We start from the raw sequence: 15,861 nt of genomic DNA on the forward strand, positions 1-15,861 counted from the left end.
CCGACCTTTGCATCATTGATACGGGAACAATTATGAAAGCATTACATTTTGGCGCCGGTAATATCGGCCGTGGTTTTATCGGCAAACTGCTGGCGGATGCCGGTATTCAGCTGACTTTCGCCGACGTGAATCAGGTGGTTCTGGACGCACTCAACGCCCGCGGTGAATACCCGGTACACGTGGTGGGCGAGCAGGCACAGGTTGAGGTAGTAAAGGGCGTGAACGCCGTGAACAGTACCAGCGATGACATCATCACGCTGGTGGCAGAGGTTGATATCGTTACCACGGCGGTTGGTCCACAGATCCTTGAGCGCATTGCTGCCAGCATTGCTAAAGGGCTGGCGAAACGCAGTGATAACGCTAATACCCGTCCGCTGAACATTATCGCCTGTGAGAATATGGTGCGCGGCACCACGCAGCTGAAAGGCCACGTACTGAACGCCCTGCCTGCGGAATATCACGCCTGGGTGGAAGAGCATGTTGGCTTCGTTGACTCCGCCGTTGACCGCATCGTCCCCCCTTCTGAAGCAGGCAGCAGCGACCCGCTGGAAGTGACTGTGGAAACCTTCAGCGAGTGGATCGTCGATAAAACCCAGTTCAAAGGCGACCTGCCCGCGATTGCCGGGATGGAACTGACGGACAACCTGATGGCATTCGTTGAGCGTAAGCTGTTTACCCTCAATACCGGCCACGCTATCGCCGCTTATCTTGGACAGCTGGCGGGTCACCAGACCATTCGCGATGCCATCCTGGATGAGAAAGTGCGTGCCGTGGTGCAGGGCGCGATGGAAGAGAGCGGTGCCGTGCTGATCAGGCGTTATGATTTTGACCCGGTGAAGCATGCGGCCTACATCCAGAAAATTCTCGGCCGCTTTGAAAATCCTTACCTGAAAGATGACGTTGAGCGCGTGGGCCGTCAGCCGCTGCGTAAGCTGAGCGCCGGTGACCGTCTGATCAAGCCAACGCTGGGGGCGCTGGAATACCAGCTGCCGCACGACAACCTGGTCACCGGGATTGCCGCCGCCCTGCACTATCGCAGCGACCAGGATCCCCAGGCGCAGGAACTGGCTGCCCTGCTGGCGAAACAGGACGTTGCCACCACCCTGGCGCACATCTCCGGCCTGGAGAGTGACAGCGATGTGGTGAAGGCGGTAGTGAAGGCCTGGAACGCTATGGCATAATGTCTGCGCAAGCGCTCCTCACGGACGAACAACCAGGGCACAGCACCTCCGCTGTGCCCGCGCAGGCGTTATTACGCCATATGAATGATATGCAGGCACTCATGGAACAACCACAGGCTTTTGAAAATCGGGTGCTCGAACGCCTGAATGCCGGGCGATCGGTAAGAAGCTTTCTGATCGTCGCGGTTGAACTGCTGGCAGAAGCAGTGAACATGCTGGTGGTGCAGGTGTTTCGTAAGGACGACTACGCCGTTAAATACGCCGTAGAGCCGCTGCTGCTAGGTGATGGCCCGCTGGGCGAGCTGTCGGTGCGGCTGAAGCTGATTTACGGTTTAGGGGTGATTAACCGCAGCGAGTACGAAGACTGTGAGCTGCTGATGGCACTGCGCGAAGAGCTGAATCATGACGGCAACGAGTATCGTTTTACTGACGATGAAATCCTCGGCCCATTTGATGAGCTGCACTGCGTCAGCGATCTGCCGCCGCGTCCTGATTTAGTCAGTGATGATGCCGGGCTGCGCGCGATGCAGCAGCAGCGTTATCAGCAGGTGGTGCGTTCCACGATGGTGCTGTCTCTGACCGCACTGATCTCGCGTATCAGTATGAAGCAGGCTTTCAAAAAGTAACCCGCCCTTTCCCTCTTTGCCCCGCTTTCGTGTATCCTTTGCAGTAATGAATCAATTTAATGGTCAATCGTGATGAAAGAACAAGTTAAAGCAGAAATCAAAGAGCTCAGCGACAAGCTGGATGCGCTTAATCATAAAGAACCGGTGCTGCTGGCATCCGGTGAGAGCGAAAAACTCGGTGAACTGCTGAAAGAAAAAGACAAATTAGAAGCAGAGATCGAGCGTCTGCGCGGTGTACGTGCGGAGAAACTGAGCAAAGAAGCTCAGGATTTGCAGAAGCTGCCGTTCAGCCGTGCCATTACCAAGAAAGAGCAGGCTAACATGGGCGCACTAAAGAAAAGCGTACGCGGTATCGTGGTGGTACATCCGACCACTGCGCTGGGCCGCGAGATGGGTCTGAAAGAGATGACCGGCTTCGCAAAAACGGCTTTCTGAACCGCACTTCATGATGAAAAAACAGGATCTCAGCATCCTGTCTTTTTTGCTAAATCTCCCTCCCCTTCACGCTCCGGCACCCAGGAAACATGCGGTGTCAGCCTGCTATTTCAGGCACATTCTTTCTTTACCTGAACCTGCCAGAATCATTACTCCTACTGATATTTTAAAACAGCGATGTCGCCTGTCGTAAAACATCGATATTTAGTGTCGAAAAAAATAAATTAAATCCCAATTGCGATTCATAGACCCGACATAATATCAAAATATAGGATTAAATATCGCAGTGACCAATTAATAAGAACATTGATACCGTTAATCTCGAATTTTCAATATAATGTGTTAAAGGTATGCTGTTCAGGAGTCACGAAGAGGCGTCTCTCAGAGTAGACCATGACGTCTTTGTTAAGGATAACTTCAGGTAATGAATCATGAGAAAGAATAACATCACTATTGTCATCAATGATCCGAATCGCTATTACGTTGCTGGATTAGCGGATTGTCTTTCTGAAGATTTTTCCAGCCGTGGAATTCACGCTGATTTTACCGATTGTGCCTTCAACAGTAGGGCAAAGGTGATATTCCTTGCCGAGGAATCGCTCTCTATTGCGAACATTCACTATCTGAATCGCCGCATGTCGATGCGCCCTCTCTGTATCTTTGTCATCAAAGATAGCGCCAGCGATCCCATCTCTCCCGATGAAAAAGCCCCTAAAATTAACCATTACGCCACGCTCTACCGCGATCAGTCGGTGGAAAGCCTGTTGCTGGTGATTAACAGGCAGCTGGAGCAGCTGCAAAACCTGCGCAGTATATTGATCCAGCCGTGTTCGAACCGTACCAACAATAATCTGACCCGTCGTGAAACTGAAATTCTTCGCTATCTTGCGCGCGGTATCAGTAATGGCGGCGTGGCACGTTTTCTTCATATCAGTGAGAAAACCGTCAGCGCTCATAAAAGAAATATTATGTCCAAGCTTAATATGATTCGCCCTGCAGAACTGAACTACTGGTTAATCCAGGAAGGCTGGTGTGAGTCAATACGCAGCAGTGACGCATTTCATTAATTCCGGCAGGGGCGTGAATCGGGACAACAGAAAATAACGCCCAGCCCTGTCGTGATGATCATCATTCGTTAAGTGATTAACCAGAGCTATTTCATGATAACAATCTGCAGAGTTTCAATAACCCACTTAGTCGCCGTACTATTGGTTTTCCTGGTTTCAGGCTGTCAGGTGACGCCGCACTCTTCTGACTCGCCACAGCAAACTGAGCACAGTGCCAAATACAATCAGGAAAATGAAAATCTGAAAAGATGTCAGGCTCAGCTTGAAGCACTGAAAACCATGAATCAGCCTGATTACAATCGGTTGAATAATTCCTTCATTTATCTGATGACCAGCGCAGCCCAGTACAGCGGGATGCGTAAAAATGTGGATGCCAATACCCAGGATACAGTGGACTCCCTTTATCATTACCGCGCCAACCTGATTTGTTCGAAAATTGCACAAACCTTAATGGACAGCCTGGCAAGTAAGGGTGAGGCACATCCATGATGGAGAAATATCGTTTACCGTTTGCTCTGTCAGCAGTCAGCATGCTGGTAGTCAGTCTGTTGGGGACAAACCACCTTTATGCCGCAGAAACCGAAGCCCCTGCCGTTTTGGAATTTGCGACCTCACTGGCAAACCAGGAGAAAAAGCAGGAGGCTCCGGTCACTCACATGCTTTCGCCTCCTGACCAGCAAAGCGGTGCCAGACCCCACGTCGAACGCCCTGTCTCTGCCCTTGATAGCGATCAGTTGGAAAAGCTGCGACAGAGCAACGTCGAAAACGTCTCGCAAAAAGACCGTGAACGGATCCAGCTGAGAAAGCAGCAGCAGGCTGCAGCTGCCGAACGGCCCCCTGCCAATCCGCGAGCGCACAAGGCGCTGGTCGCTAAATTAACCCAGTCGAATGTGCAGAAAGACCGCAAAATTAATCAGCTAAAAAAACAAATTGCGTTACTGCAACATTCTGCGGCTATCCCCGCAGCCAATACGCCAACGCATGATGCACTGGTGGGTAAATTAGCCGAAGTTAATAAGCAGCTGAAAGACGTGCAGGATGCTGAAAAAGCTCTGCGTATTCAGCTTCAGGCCGCTAACGATGCCGCAAAAAATACCGCCAGCCCTCAACAGGCCGACCTGAAAAAACAGGTTGAGCAGTATCAGAAAAAAATTGCCCAGCTGGAGAGCCAACTCGCGGCCAGCAGCAGCAATTTAGAGAAGCTGACGGCCGAGCGGAAGATGCTTCAGTCCTCTATGGCGGCGTTAACCGCGAAGAATGCCAGCGCCAGCCTGGCGGCAATCAAACAGCAGGGTGAGCAGTATCAGAAAAAAATTGCCCAGTTGGAGAACCAGCTCGCGGCCAGCAGCAGCAATATAGAGAAGCTGACGGTCGAGCGCAAAACGCTTCAGTCCTCCATGGCGGCGTTGACCGCGAAGAACACCGGCGAACAGCAGAAGTTTGACCAGGAAAAACAGCGGTTGTTAAAACAGATTTCAGAGGCTCACCAGGCCGACAGCCAGGCCGAAAAAAACCAACAGCAGCAGCTTCTGGCACTTAAAGAGAAACTGACTGAGTCGCAGCAGCGCCAGACCCTGTTGCAGAATGACAAAGCAAAACTGCAGTCACAGCTCGCCGCACGTCCAACTTCTGAGGAACTGGCGAAAAGCCAGCTGACTGCGACCTCGCTTCAGGCGAAACTGGATGAGCTTCAGCTTCATCCTGCCGTGCCTGTTGAGGCCGCCAGCAGCGCTGCTGAGAAAGAAAAAGCAGAGAGCGAACGTCGTGCCCGTGATGAGAAGCTCGCCGCATTGCAGACGCAGCTGGATAGTACGCTGGCAAAGCTGGCGACAAGCGAGAAACAACGTGCGGAAATGAAACCTCAAAGTCGTGTTACCGCGCTGACGCCAGAGAAGCTGAACCAGAAAAACAGTCGTGAGGCTTATGCCATAGGTATGTCTCTTGGGGACGAAATTTTGCAGATACAGGCAGAAAATAGCGACTGGGACGGCAAAATCGATAAACAGGTGGTCCTGAGTGGTATCATCGATGCTTTCCAGGGGCAGGCAAAACTCTCTGCGGAAGTCATTACTAAGACGCTGGCAGAAGTCAGCAACCGTGTAAAAAAAGATCAGCAGGCAAAAGTCAGCAGTTTAGATAAAGCGACCAGGCAGTATCTGCAGCGCTTTACAAAAATGAAAAATACGAAAAAATCGCCCTCAGGATTTTGGTATAATATCAGCTATCAGGGTGATACGCCGCTGCCCAAAAATGCCACGCTGGACGTTGTGGTAAAAGAAAGTCTGACGAATGGTCAGGTCATTACTGATATGGATATCAATGGATCCGTCCTCACTCAGCCTTTATCCGCTTTTCCCCCGGTCTTCAGGGAAGCGCTGCAAAAATTAAAAAATCATGGTTCCGTCACCCTCGTCGTGCCACCTGAACTGGCTTATAAAGATAAAGGGATGCCGCCCAAAATCCCACCTAACGCAACCATGGTGTATGACCTGAGAATTGCAGAAGTTTATCCGGGAAAATAACGGTTACCTGAAAAGGTAAAAGCTGTAGTGCACCGAAGCAGGGTCACAGACTCGGTGAGAAAAAGGGCGTATCCCCGCCGCGCAGTGGATACGCCTGAATCAAGGCAACATCGTTATGCCCGGAATGATTCTGTTTTATTCCAAAACAAACTCTTACTATTTTCTTTCTTAGTCGAGGTGATGACACCCTCTTTCTCCAGTTTTATCAAAATATGTCTGGCGTTATAAATACTCAATTCTGAACGGTTAGCCACGTCTCTGGTGCTGGCTAAAACGGATGATGAAGTGTTCTCTTCAAAAAAATCCTTCAATGCCGTTATCACTCGTTCAACAGATGCTCTTCTTTGAATAGTCTTAGTTACCAGCTCACTCATTTTCGTGCTCCTTATAGTGCATTTTGCTCCTGCAATTTAGATAATTGAAAATATCAACCCTGTGAAGTTCCAACGAAGCCATGATAGTACGCAATTCCACCAAACAAAACTTAATATCAATTATTAAATAATAACAAAATTAAAAACCATTAAATTTATATAATTCGATATAAAATACCAAAAAGTGACCTTTGGAGCAGCAGAATTAAGTCATTTGCCTGCAACAATTAATCTTAATTTGAAATTAATAATAAAAATTAAACGAGACATTAGAATATCATGTCTACATCTGCTTACCGGGTAGACATTGACATAACCGCTTAGGATTAAGATAATCACACGTTAAATGATGGAATCCTGCTGAAAATAAAAAATGGAATATTTTATTAATCAGACTATCCATTTCGATTCGCTCAATGGATTACTGAGCCTAATAGATAAAGATAATTCTACGGTGCAACTCTCCAGGCCGAGCACCAGACTCTTGACTGAATTAATTACCTGTTGCGGTAAAACAAGGACCCGCGAAGCGTTACTCAAAGCCGTTTGGGAAGATCACGGACTTCGGCCATCAGGAAATAATCTCAGTAATCACATTAGCTTTTTGAGAAAAATATTTTCACAGCTGGGGGCTAATGAAAACATCATCACAACCGTACCCAAAAAGGGATTTCGACTGGAGGCTGAAGTTACACCGGGCAGATCTGATGAGGATCAGACCGAAGAGCTTATTACCAATAAGCGTAAAGGAATTGATGCGCTTATTTCGGCGAAAAAAACAAAAAGAACATTAACCCCCTCAACGGTAAAGCTACTTTTCATTACGCTGATAACGCTCGTTGTTTTTTTTAGTGTAACCTATAACTTATCCATTCAGAAAAAAGGCGTTTTACTTCCTATCGACTCATGCAAAATAGTCGATTTAGCAGAAGACAGCGCGGGCTATACTGAAGAAAAACGAAATTTATTAGATTTATTTATCCAAAAAAATCACATCAACTGCAAAAAAAACAACAGGACAGTTTACTTTCGATTTATAAACTATTTTCCGAGAAGAGATTACGATGAGGGCGTCATTTTTCTCACTCAGTGCCACCAGATTAACAGCAAGAAACTCACACATTGCGAAAGTTACCTTTCAGCGACTATAAAAAAACCATGAAAAATATCATTTTAGCCAGCGGAGCCATCATTGTTTTAACCGCTATATATCTCATCAGCTTAACCAGAGAAAAAAACATTTTAGAGGATCCCCAGCTGGCAATATCCTGCAAAGGGAATGTGCATTTCAATCTTGATATACCGGATTCAACCGTAAAGATGGAGGGAAGCATCAGCCTGGTGACGCTGGGCAGCAAGCGTATGGCCGTGGGCTTTTCCGGGCAGTTATCCACGGAGAAAGGCCACTTTACGCTAAGCAGAACGCTGATCATGAACTCTCTGTATCACCCGGAGAATCATATTCTGGAGTTGAATTACGCCAGCAGTATTGTCAGCGCTGTCGATACCACCTCGGATGACGACTTTTACCATGCTTTTATGAAAAAAAATGACTTCATCCTGAAGTTGTCTCAGCTGAGCGATAATGCCCTGCTGGTTTCCGATCGTACCTCACCGCTTTATGTCTGTATCGCACAATGAACCGCAATAAAAAAACGGCTTACCCACCCACGCAGATAAGCCGTTAGTCATTTTATTGCTGCCAGCAATTACTTCTTCGCGTACTTCGCTTCCAGGGTGGCGAACCACGGCGCGACGAAGTCGCTGGACGTGCCCCAGCCGGGAATGATTTTATTCAGGTTAGCCACGTTAACAGCCCCGCTCTGTGCGGCCAGCTGCTGCTGTGAGATAGCGGAGGCAGTAAACTGATAAGTCGCCGGCGTGGCTTCGCCGCCAATCTTATTCGCGACCAGGCGCATATTCGTTGCCCCAATCAGCTTGCTGTCGACCGCCACAGTCTGTTTCCACGGGCTGTTCTTCTCATGCATCAGCTGCAGGTCCTGGTTAGAGACATCAATGCTGTACAGCTTGATCTCCGTGCGGCCATTCTCCTGCAGGGCTTTATACGCGCCCTGGGCAAAGGCATCCCACGAGCCCCAGATAGCATCAATCTTGCCTTTCGGATATTTCGCCAGAATCGCGCCAATCTTGTTGGCCGTGTCGCCCTGTACATCGGAAGAAACGGCACCGATAGATTCCAGCTGATGGATACCCGGGTTGGCTTTCAGCACTTTCTCGTACACCACCTGGCGACGTTCCATCGCCGGGAAGCCAGCCACCCAAAGTTTGACGATATTCGCCTTACCGTTCGTGTCTTTCACCAGCTGGTCCAGGGATAGCTGTGCCAGGGAAGCATCGTCCTGGGCGGTCACGGTCACGCCGTCGATCGGTTTGTTCACCGGCGTGTCGAAGACCGAGACCTTAATCCCGGCGTCGGTAATACGTTTTACCAGCTCGGTTGAATACGGATCTTTACCGTGCGACAGGATGATACCGTCATATTTCTGGCTGATGGCCTGATTAACGAAATCCTGGAAACGCGCGTCATCCCCGTTGCTGAGGAAGGTGCTGACTTTAAAGCCCAGCTTGCGCCCTTCCTGGATGGCTCCGGCCACAAACTGCGTGGTGTTGTCGTCAGAGCCGAGGTTGCGGATGACCGCAATACGTACCGGGCCTTCATGGTTGGCAATCGCAGCAGGCACCGCCGTATCAGCAGCAAAAGCAGGTAATGCCGTGAGCAGGCTCAGAGCCAGCAGCGATGTGGTGATTTTTTTCATTATATTAACCCTGTCTGAAAAGTTACGCCTCGCGGCGCTGAACGTAAGTAATCGCCAGCGCAACCGCCAGCACCAGGCCTTTAATAATGTCCATCGCGTAGTAAGGTACGGACAGCATCACCAGGCCATTTTGTAAGACACCCAGGATCACTGCACCCAGCAGCGTACCCAGGGCGTTAGGTTTTCCGGCCCCTGCCAGTGACAGACCGATCCAGGCCGCTGCCACGGCATCCATCAGATAGCCGCCGCCGGCGTTAACCTGCGACGAACCAATTCGTGACGCCAGCAGAATACCGCCCAGCCCCGCCAGCAGGGCGGAGATCACGTAAGCGATGACGCGATAGCGCGTGGTGCGGATACCCGACAGCCTTGCGGCCTCCGGGTTGCCGCCAATGGCATACATGCGGCGACCGTGTTTCGTCAGCGACAGCAGCAGCTGGGCCACCACCGTTACCGCGATCATCACAATGACAATAATGGGCACCTGGCCGAGCAGTGAGAACACCGCCGGGATGGTCCCTTCCGCCATATCACCGCTGGGCAGGACCATATTTTCAGTAATCGAACCGCCAAAGCTGTAGGTCATCGCCACGCCCTGCACCACAAACAGGCTGGCCAGAGTCGCCAGCATGTCAGGAATTTTCAGTACCACGATCATAAAGGCGTTAAACAGACCAACCAGGGTACACAGCAGCAGCGTCAGGGCGATAGCCTGCGTCGGGCCGAAGCCGTACCAGACGAACAGCGAAATCACCAGCGAGTTCGCCAGCGAGGCGGTCGAGCCGACGGACAGATCAAATCCGCCGATGGTCAGCGAGACCGATACGCCAATGGCGATAACCGTCACAATGGCGATCGATCGCAGAATATTGATAATATTGGTCGGTTCAAGGAAGCTATCCGACGCCAGGCCAAAACCGGCGATCAGCGCCACTACCGTCAGCAACATTCCCCACTTATAGAGAAAATCAAACAGCTGGTGTCGGACGGACGGTGCCGCCTTCAGGGAAATTTCTTTGCTGCTCACGCAGGCGTTCCTCCGGTGGAATAAAGTAAAAGTGTCTCTTCGTCGACGTCATTTGCGGCCATTTCCGCCACAATGCGCCCGTCCCACAGGACGCAGATACGGTCACACAGGCCGACCAGTTCAGAAAATTCGCCGGAGGCGTAAATCACCCCTTTTCCCTGGCGGGCCAGTCCGTCGATCAGTTCGAACAGATCGGTTTTGGCCTTGATATCCACGCCTTTGGTCGGTTCATCAAAAATCAGGACATCGGCGTTGTTGCGCAGCCACTTACCAATCGCCACCTTCTGCTGATTGCCGCCCGACAGGCGGCGCAGCGTCTGGCGGGGACCGGTGGTACGGATGCCCAGCCTGCCGATCACCTCTTCGGCCCAGCGCCATGCCTGACGATGGCCAAACAGGCTCCAGCGTGAAAAGCTGTTGTCTGCCGTCACGCTGAGGTTCATCACCACGGACTCGTCAATAAAGATGCCCTCTTTACGGCGCTCCTCCGGGATCAGCGCCATGCGGTTATCGACCGCCGCATGGGGCGAGGACGGTTTCCACGGTTTACCGTGCAGTTCGCCCTGCTGTACCCGGCTTTTACTGGCACCAAACAGCGCTTTGCACAGTTCGGTTTTTCCCGCACCGGCCAGCCCGGCAATCCCCAGGATCTCGCCTTTGCGCAGCGTCAGGGTGATATCTTTCAGCAGATGCTCGTCATGCAGTCCGGCGATATGCAGCAGCGTGTCATCACTGAACGTCGGGCGTGACGGCGGGTAGATATCATCAAGCTGATGGCCGAGCATCTTCTCAACAATCTGCTCACCGCTCAGCCCCTGCATCGGCCCGCTTTCAATCAGCGCCCCGTCGCGCAGCACCGTCAGCCGGTCACAATTTGCTTTCAGCTCATTAATACGGTGCGAGATAAACACCACGCCGATGCCCTGGCTTTGCAGCTGGCGCACCACGGCGAACAGTTTTTCACTTTCGTGCTGGTCCAGCGGTGCGGTGGGTTCATCAAGGATCAGAAAACGGCAGTGGTGCGACAGCGCGCGCGCCAGCAGGATCTGCTGCTTTTCCGCCAGCGTACACTGGCCGACTTGACGCCTGACGTCTATCTGCACATCCAGCTGCGCCAGCAGGGCTCTTGCCTGACGGCGCATCTCGCCCCAGCGGAAGAGCTGTCCGCCTTCAGCCAGGCGATCCAGCATGATGTTCTCTGCCACCGTCAGGCCAGCAACCAGCGCCACATCGACTTCCTGCTGTACCAGGTGAATACCGAGCTGTTTGGCATCACGCGGCGAACGGATACTGACCGGCTGACCGTCAAGCAGGATGTCACCGCTGTAATGATCGTAAGCGCCCGACAGAACCGCCATCAGCGTGGATTTCCCGGCACCGTTAGCCCCGGTCAGCGCATGAACAGAATGTCCTTCCAGCGTGAGGTTAACGGATTTAAGCGCCGCAAAACCGCCAAAAGCGATGGAGATCTGGCGCATTTCAAGGCGATGTATCGCGGTCATGGGCGTGTTTTCTCTGGCTCAGTCAATAAACAGGTACACCGCATTTTTTAATGGATTATCACGGCAGGCAACGAACGAAAGAGTATAAGCTAACACAAAATAATATTAGCCATCCAGATGTCCAGATACTACAGGGGGAAGCGCTGACCTCGCGCTGATAACCAGTGGAAAAGCGTGGAATAATTGCCAGATACAACGTGGTTATGCTGCCTGCCGCGAAGCATCAGTGGCGGACAGGCATAAAAAAACCGGCGCACAGAGCGCCGGTTTTTACATCCGGAGGCGGACCCGCTTTACGGGTCCGCCCGTCAGGTCAACAACCCCTGAGGATTACTTAGCCGCTTTAAAGTTCTCTGCAGCCACATCCCAGTTAACCACGTCCCAGAACGCCTTGATGTAGTCAGGGCGTTTGTTCTGATACTTCAGGTAGTAGGCGTGTTCCCACACATCCAGACCGATGATCGGGGTGCCGGATGCGCCAGAAATCGCTTCGCCCATCAGCGGGCTGTCCTGGTTTGCCGTGGAGACAACCGCCAGCTTGTCGCCTTTCTTAACCAGCCACGCCCAGCCAGAACCGAAACGGGTAGTTGCCGCTTTTTCGAATTCTGCTTTGAACGCGTCAACGCTGCCGAAATCTTTCTCGATGGCTGCTTTCAGGTCGCCGCCCAGAGAGGTGCCGGTTTTCAGACCTTTCCAGAAGAAGCTGTGGTTAGCGTGGCCGCCCGCGTTGTTACGCACAGGACCTTTCTTGTCAGCGGGCAGCTGATCCAGTTTAGCGATCAGCTCTTCAACAGGCAGGTTGGCAAACTCAGTGCCTTCCAGCGCAGCGTTCGCGTTGTTCACATAAGCCTGGTGGTGCTTGCTGTGGTGAATTTCCATGGTCTGCTTGTCAAAATGCGGTTCCAGTGCGTCATACGCATAAGGCAGGGATGGCAGTGAATAACTCATGTTCATCGTCTCCATTCAGATTATGGGCGGCGCTCGCTGTTCAGCACCGCGTAAGCAGTGGGATCATTATAGTTAAATAAATGATCGGGAAAAGGGATATCAATGCCCCGACGTTCGTAAGGGTATCTTTGCAGGCAGGCGCGACCGCGTGGTTATAGCTAATCGCAACGCGGTTACAACCAAATGATCTAAGGGATTATTTCGCAAAACTTCTCGCCGGGGCCGATCGTCTTTACCGATCGGCCCTGCGGGTCTGCCGTGCCCGGCCCGCGATGTCAGCGCCCCAGCGCCGCCAGTGATTTGTCCAGCGCGCCCACCAGCCAGTCGATATCGCTCTCCTGGAACGCCAGCGGCGGGCGCAGCTTCAGCACGTTGCCGTACGGACCGGCCACGGAGGTCAGTACGTGGTTTTCACGCAGCATTTCGGTGACATCCAGCGCCAGCGCCTTGTCCGGGGTTTTGCTGGCCTTGTCTTTTACCAGCTCAAAGCCGATGAACAGACCGGCACCGCGCACATCGCCCACGCACTCATATTTCTCTTTCAGCGTGGAGAGCTCCGCCAGCAACTTCGCCCCCACCACGCGGCTGTGCTCCTGCAACCCCTCTTCCTTAATCACATTCAGCACCGCCTGTGCGGCGGCCATCGCCACCGGATTGCCGCCAAAGGTGTTGAAGTAAGGAATGTCATCGCTGAACGCCGCCAGTACGTGGCTTTTTGCCAGCAGGCCGGAAACCGGAATGCCGTTGCCCATCGGTTTGCCGGTGGTTACCACATCCGGCACCAGGTCATGACGAGCAAAGCCCCAGAATGCCTCGCCGGTGCGGGCAAAACCGGGCTGCACTTCATCGGCAATAAAGATGCCGCCGTTGTTGTGCACCACGTCGATCGCCTGTTTAAGAAACCCTTTTGGCCCCGGCAGCACGCCGTCGGAGGAGAAGATCGAGTCCGCCAGGAAACCGGCAAATTTAATGCCGTGCGCGGCCATGTCATCAATCTGCTTCTGAATTTCAGCGGCAAACCAGGCGCCGAGATCCGGGGCCTCCACGCGGTAGCGATCCGGCGGCAGTACCAGGCGGGTGGTCGCGGCGAGCGGCTGTCCGCTGCCCAGCGCCGGCGAAACGCCGGACGTCAGATCGCTGGTGCCGTGGTACGACTCCTGAGTCACGATAATCCCGGTGCCGCCGCTGTAAGCGCGCGCCACACGGATTGCGAGGTCATTGGCTTCGGAACCGGTACACATATACATGGCGCGGTCGATCTCCGCCGGGGCGGTCGCTAACAGCTGTTCGGAGTAGTCGAGGATGGCTTCATGCAGGTAGCGGGTGTGGGTGTTCAGCTGCTGCATCTGCTGATACACCGCATCAATCACCGCCGGATGACAGTGGCCAATGCTGGCGACGTTATTGTACACATCGAGATACTTATCCCCGGCGGCATCCCACAGGTACTGACCTTTACCGCGCACCAGATGAACCGGCTTGCGGTAGAACAGGCGGTAAGACTCACCCAGCACCTGGCTGCGCTTGTCGGTCAGTTTACGCACATCCGCACTCAGACCGTCGGCATGCTCTGCGCGGAAACTGTTGGTATCCATGATGGTTGAACGTGTGGCCATGATCACTCCCGTTGCAAAATTGAGGTTTGCCTGGCGGCAGGCAGTCAGCGCTTTCTGATTATCATCATGGCAACTTTTGCGGTAAATGCAACTAAATACACAAGTACAATAAAATACACATGCAGAGAGGTCGATTGTCGGTTAGGCTATGCCACAGAGAGAATGTCAGGGAATCAGAATCATGCTGCAGGAAACACGCTTACACCGCATTCGTGCGCTACTCAGCACGCTGGGCCAGGTCAGTACCGAACGGATAATCAAAGAGTTGGGCATTTCACGCGAAACCGCGCGCCGCGACATTATCGAGCTGGAAGCTCAGGGCCTGGCGCGCCGCGTGCACGGCGGCCTGGTGGCGCTGGACGCCACCCCGGAGCCGCCGCTGACGGTGCGCAGTTCCGTGATGGCCAGAGAGAAACGGGCGATTGCCCGTGCGGCCGCTCAGCTGCTGCAACCCGGTCAGACGGTGTTTCTCGATGCGGGCAGCACCACCACCATGCTGGCAGAGGAGCTGCGCTCGATGTCGGGCCTGACGATCATCACCAACAGCCTCAACGCCGCGTTAAAGCTGTGTGCCGCAGAAGAACACGACGCGCTGAATAATCAGGTGATCCTGCTGGGCGGCAGCATGCTGGCCGGAGCAAAGGAGACGCGCGGCGAACTGACCGTTGGCGAGATCTACCGCTACCGTGCCGACGTCGCGCTGTTATCCCCGGTGGCGCTGGACGCAAAGCAGGGTGCCAGCAGCTTTCACACGCACGAAGCGGCGATCGCCCGCGCCATGACCGAACAGGCCGGACGGCTGATTTTACTCGCCGACCACACCAAGCTCGGCCTCACCAGCCGCATGAGCTATGCCAGCATCCGTCAGATCGCCACGCTGGTGACGGACAGCGGCGCGCAGCCGCTTCCGGCCTTTAATGCGCTGAAAGCGCTGCTGCCCCAGGTGCTGCTGGCTTAAAACAGCCGTTCAGGATGCGTATACACCGTCGCCCGGCCCGGTTTGCTGAAGCCCACCAGCGTCACATTGCTGCGCTGTGCGACGTCCACCGCCAGCTGCGTGGCGGCAGAGACGGCAAACAGGATTTCTACGCCGCACATCGCCGACTTCTGCACCATCTCATAGCTGGCCCGGCTGGAAACCAGCACCGCCCCGCCTGCCGCTGACCAGCTGGCCTGGCTGCGCTGCCCCAGCAGTTTATCCAGCGCCACATGGCGCCCCACATCCTCGCATCCGGCAGTCAGCTGGCCATCCGGCGTCATCCACGCGGCAACGTGGGTACAGCCTGTCAGCTGGCCGACGGGCTGAAAATCTTTTAGCTGGCGCAGCGCGCTGTCCAGCCGGGACAGCTCAAAACGCCGGGTAAAAGGCAGCGGCTGGATCGGCTTGCCAATTTCGCTGAGCTGCTCCACGCCACACACGCCGCAGCCGGTTCGCCCGGCCATCGCCCGGCGCTGCGCTTTCAGCGCCATAAAACGACGGCTGGACAGTTCGACCTGCACTTCAATGCCGTGGCAGCCCGGCACAATATCAATGCCGTAGATATCCGCCGGGGTGGCAATAATGCCTTCTGACAGTGAGAAACCGATGGCGAAAGCATCCAGATCTTTCGGCGTCGCCATCATCACCACGTGCGAGATGCCGTTATACACCAGCGCTACCGCCACTTCTTCCGCCAGCCAGTCGGCCTGTGCCTGCCCCAGGGCATCACGTTGCCACACCTGCACCTGCCCGGCCCCTATCACTTTTTGCTGGTTTATTTCGTTTTTGTGCTGTTCGTCGTTCACT

Annotated in this window: 16 protein-coding genes; 9 read left to right on the forward strand and 7 right to left on the reverse strand. The window is 53.4% G+C overall.

The window, feature by feature from the left end; all coding sequences use genetic code 11:
- Nucleotides 1-32: 32 nt before the first annotated feature.
- The 6 genes from mtlD (at nt 33) to ABEH87_RS13980 (ending at nt 5,831) form a co-directional block, all read left to right on the forward strand.
- On the forward strand, nt 33-1,181 hold the full coding sequence (gene mtlD, locus ABEH87_RS13955; protein WP_346576975.1) for a mannitol-1-phosphate 5-dehydrogenase: 1,149 nt from the start codon (nt 33-35) through the stop codon (nt 1,179-1,181).
- 80 nt (nt 1,182-1,261) lie between these two features.
- Nucleotides 1,262-1,807: a mannitol operon repressor MtlR gene (gene mtlR / locus ABEH87_RS13960; protein WP_346576977.1), complete on the forward strand. Its 546-nt coding sequence runs from the start codon at nt 1,262-1,264 to the stop codon at nt 1,805-1,807.
- Between the two features lie 72 nt (nt 1,808-1,879).
- Nucleotides 1,880-2,242, forward strand: a complete 363-nt coding sequence (locus tag ABEH87_RS13965; protein ID WP_346576979.1) for a YibL family ribosome-associated protein — start codon at nt 1,880-1,882, stop codon at nt 2,240-2,242.
- Nucleotides 2,243-2,673: 431 nt separating this feature from the next.
- Nucleotides 2,674-3,309, forward strand: a complete 636-nt coding sequence (locus ABEH87_RS13970) for a LuxR C-terminal-related transcriptional regulator (protein WP_346576980.1) — start codon at nt 2,674-2,676, stop codon at nt 3,307-3,309.
- Between the two features lie 168 nt (nt 3,310-3,477).
- Complete coding sequence (locus tag ABEH87_RS13975) at nt 3,478-3,798, forward strand: hypothetical protein (RefSeq protein WP_346576982.1); 321 nt, start codon at nt 3,478-3,480, stop codon at nt 3,796-3,798.
- Nucleotides 3,795-5,831 carry an FKBP-type peptidyl-prolyl cis-trans isomerase N-terminal domain-containing protein gene (locus tag ABEH87_RS13980; protein WP_346576984.1) on the forward strand — a complete coding sequence of 679 codons (2,037 nt, stop codon included), beginning with the start codon at nt 3,795-3,797 and terminating at the stop codon, nt 5,829-5,831. Before ABEH87_RS13975 ends, ABEH87_RS13980 begins: the two co-directional genes overlap by 4 nt.
- A 113-nt stretch (nt 5,832-5,944) precedes the next feature.
- On the opposite strand, the gene ABEH87_RS13985 is transcribed toward ABEH87_RS13980, so the two are convergent.
- Nucleotides 5,945-6,205, reverse strand: coding sequence for a FaeA/PapI family transcriptional regulator (locus ABEH87_RS13985; protein ID WP_346576986.1), 261 nt, complete (start codon nt 6,203-6,205; stop codon nt 5,945-5,947).
- 373 nt (nt 6,206-6,578) lie between these two features.
- Here ABEH87_RS13985 and ABEH87_RS13990 point away from each other — a divergent pair, with 373 nt between their 5' ends.
- Nucleotides 6,579-7,367 carry a winged helix-turn-helix domain-containing protein gene (locus ABEH87_RS13990; RefSeq protein ID WP_346576988.1) on the forward strand — a complete coding sequence of 263 codons (789 nt, stop codon included), beginning with the start codon at nt 6,579-6,581 and terminating at the stop codon, nt 7,365-7,367.
- A gap of 158 nt (nt 7,368-7,525) precedes the next feature.
- The gene (locus ABEH87_RS13995) at nt 7,526-7,846 is read left to right on the forward strand and encodes a FidL-like protein (protein ID WP_346576989.1); all 321 of its coding nucleotides are present in this window, start codon (nt 7,526-7,528) and stop codon (nt 7,844-7,846) included.
- 68 nt (nt 7,847-7,914) lie between these two features.
- Here the strand turns inward: ABEH87_RS13995 and ABEH87_RS14000 are convergent, their stop codons facing one another.
- The 5 genes from ABEH87_RS14000 to ABEH87_RS14020 form a co-directional block, all read right to left on the reverse strand.
- Nucleotides 7,915-8,982 (reverse strand): sugar ABC transporter substrate-binding protein, encoded by a 1,068-nt coding sequence (locus tag ABEH87_RS14000; protein ID WP_346576991.1) that lies wholly within the window; start codon nt 8,980-8,982, stop codon nt 7,915-7,917.
- A gap of 22 nt (nt 8,983-9,004) precedes the next feature.
- Nucleotides 9,005-10,009, reverse strand: coding sequence for an ABC transporter permease (locus ABEH87_RS14005; RefSeq protein ID WP_346576993.1), 1,005 nt, complete (start codon nt 10,007-10,009; stop codon nt 9,005-9,007).
- On the reverse strand, nt 10,006-11,511 hold the full coding sequence (locus ABEH87_RS14010; RefSeq protein WP_346576995.1) for a sugar ABC transporter ATP-binding protein: 1,506 nt from the start codon (nt 11,509-11,511) through the stop codon (nt 10,006-10,008). The genes ABEH87_RS14005 and ABEH87_RS14010 overlap by 4 nt, the downstream gene beginning before the upstream one ends.
- Before the next feature lie 330 nt (nt 11,512-11,841).
- Entirely contained in the window at nt 11,842-12,459 is a 618-nt protein-coding gene (gene sodA / locus ABEH87_RS14015; RefSeq protein WP_346576997.1) for a superoxide dismutase [Mn], read from the reverse strand.
- 275 nt (nt 12,460-12,734) lie between these two features.
- On the reverse strand, nt 12,735-14,075 hold the full coding sequence (locus ABEH87_RS14020; RefSeq protein ID WP_346576999.1) for an aspartate aminotransferase family protein: 1,341 nt from the start codon (nt 14,073-14,075) through the stop codon (nt 12,735-12,737).
- 181 nt (nt 14,076-14,256) lie between these two features.
- Here ABEH87_RS14020 and ABEH87_RS14025 point away from each other — a divergent pair, with 181 nt between their 5' ends.
- A complete protein-coding gene (locus ABEH87_RS14025) occupies nt 14,257-15,033 on the forward strand; it encodes a DeoR/GlpR family DNA-binding transcription regulator (protein WP_346577001.1) in 777 nt (258 codons plus the stop codon).
- Here the strand turns inward: ABEH87_RS14025 and fdhD are convergent.
- A complete protein-coding gene (fdhD, locus tag ABEH87_RS14030) occupies nt 15,030-15,860 on the reverse strand; it encodes a formate dehydrogenase accessory sulfurtransferase FdhD (RefSeq protein WP_346577003.1) in 831 nt (276 codons plus the stop codon). The genes ABEH87_RS14025 and fdhD overlap by 4 nt on opposite strands.
- Nucleotide 15,861 lies beyond the last annotated feature (1 nt).

Source organism: Erwinia sp. Eh17-17, assembly GCF_039675725.1.
Taxonomy (GTDB): domain Bacteria; phylum Pseudomonadota; class Gammaproteobacteria; order Enterobacterales; family Enterobacteriaceae; genus Erwinia.

Excerpts from the sequence above, each read along its gene's own strand:
- ABEH87_RS13985 (WP_346576986.1), bottom strand. The coding sequence starts at position 6,205 with ATGAGTGAGCTGGTAACTAAGACTATTCAAAGAAGAGCATCTGTTGAA.
- sodA (WP_346576997.1), bottom strand. The coding sequence starts at position 12,459 with ATGAGTTATTCACTGCCATCCCTGCCTTATGCGTATGACGCACTGGAA.
- mtlR (WP_346576977.1), top strand. The coding sequence starts at position 1,262 with ATGAATGATATGCAGGCACTCATGGAACAACCACAGGCTTTTGAAAAT.
- ABEH87_RS14025 (WP_346577001.1), top strand. The coding sequence starts at position 14,257 with ATGCTGCAGGAAACACGCTTACACCGCATTCGTGCGCTACTCAGCACG.
- ABEH87_RS14010 (WP_346576995.1), bottom strand. The coding sequence starts at position 11,511 with ATGACCGCGATACATCGCCTTGAAATGCGCCAGATCTCCATCGCTTTT.
- ABEH87_RS13990 (WP_346576988.1), top strand. The coding sequence starts at position 6,579 with ATGGAATATTTTATTAATCAGACTATCCATTTCGATTCGCTCAATGGA.
- ABEH87_RS13980 (WP_346576984.1), top strand. The coding sequence starts at position 3,795 with ATGATGGAGAAATATCGTTTACCGTTTGCTCTGTCAGCAGTCAGCATG.
- ABEH87_RS13995 (WP_346576989.1), top strand. The coding sequence starts at position 7,526 with ATGGAGGGAAGCATCAGCCTGGTGACGCTGGGCAGCAAGCGTATGGCC.
- ABEH87_RS14000 (WP_346576991.1), bottom strand. The coding sequence starts at position 8,982 with ATGAAAAAAATCACCACATCGCTGCTGGCTCTGAGCCTGCTCACGGCA.
- ABEH87_RS14020 (WP_346576999.1), bottom strand. The coding sequence starts at position 14,075 with ATGGCCACACGTTCAACCATCATGGATACCAACAGTTTCCGCGCAGAG.
- ABEH87_RS13965 (WP_346576979.1), top strand. The coding sequence starts at position 1,880 with ATGAAAGAACAAGTTAAAGCAGAAATCAAAGAGCTCAGCGACAAGCTG.
- ABEH87_RS13970 (WP_346576980.1), top strand. The coding sequence starts at position 2,674 with ATGAGAAAGAATAACATCACTATTGTCATCAATGATCCGAATCGCTAT.
- mtlD (WP_346576975.1), top strand. The coding sequence starts at position 33 with ATGAAAGCATTACATTTTGGCGCCGGTAATATCGGCCGTGGTTTTATC.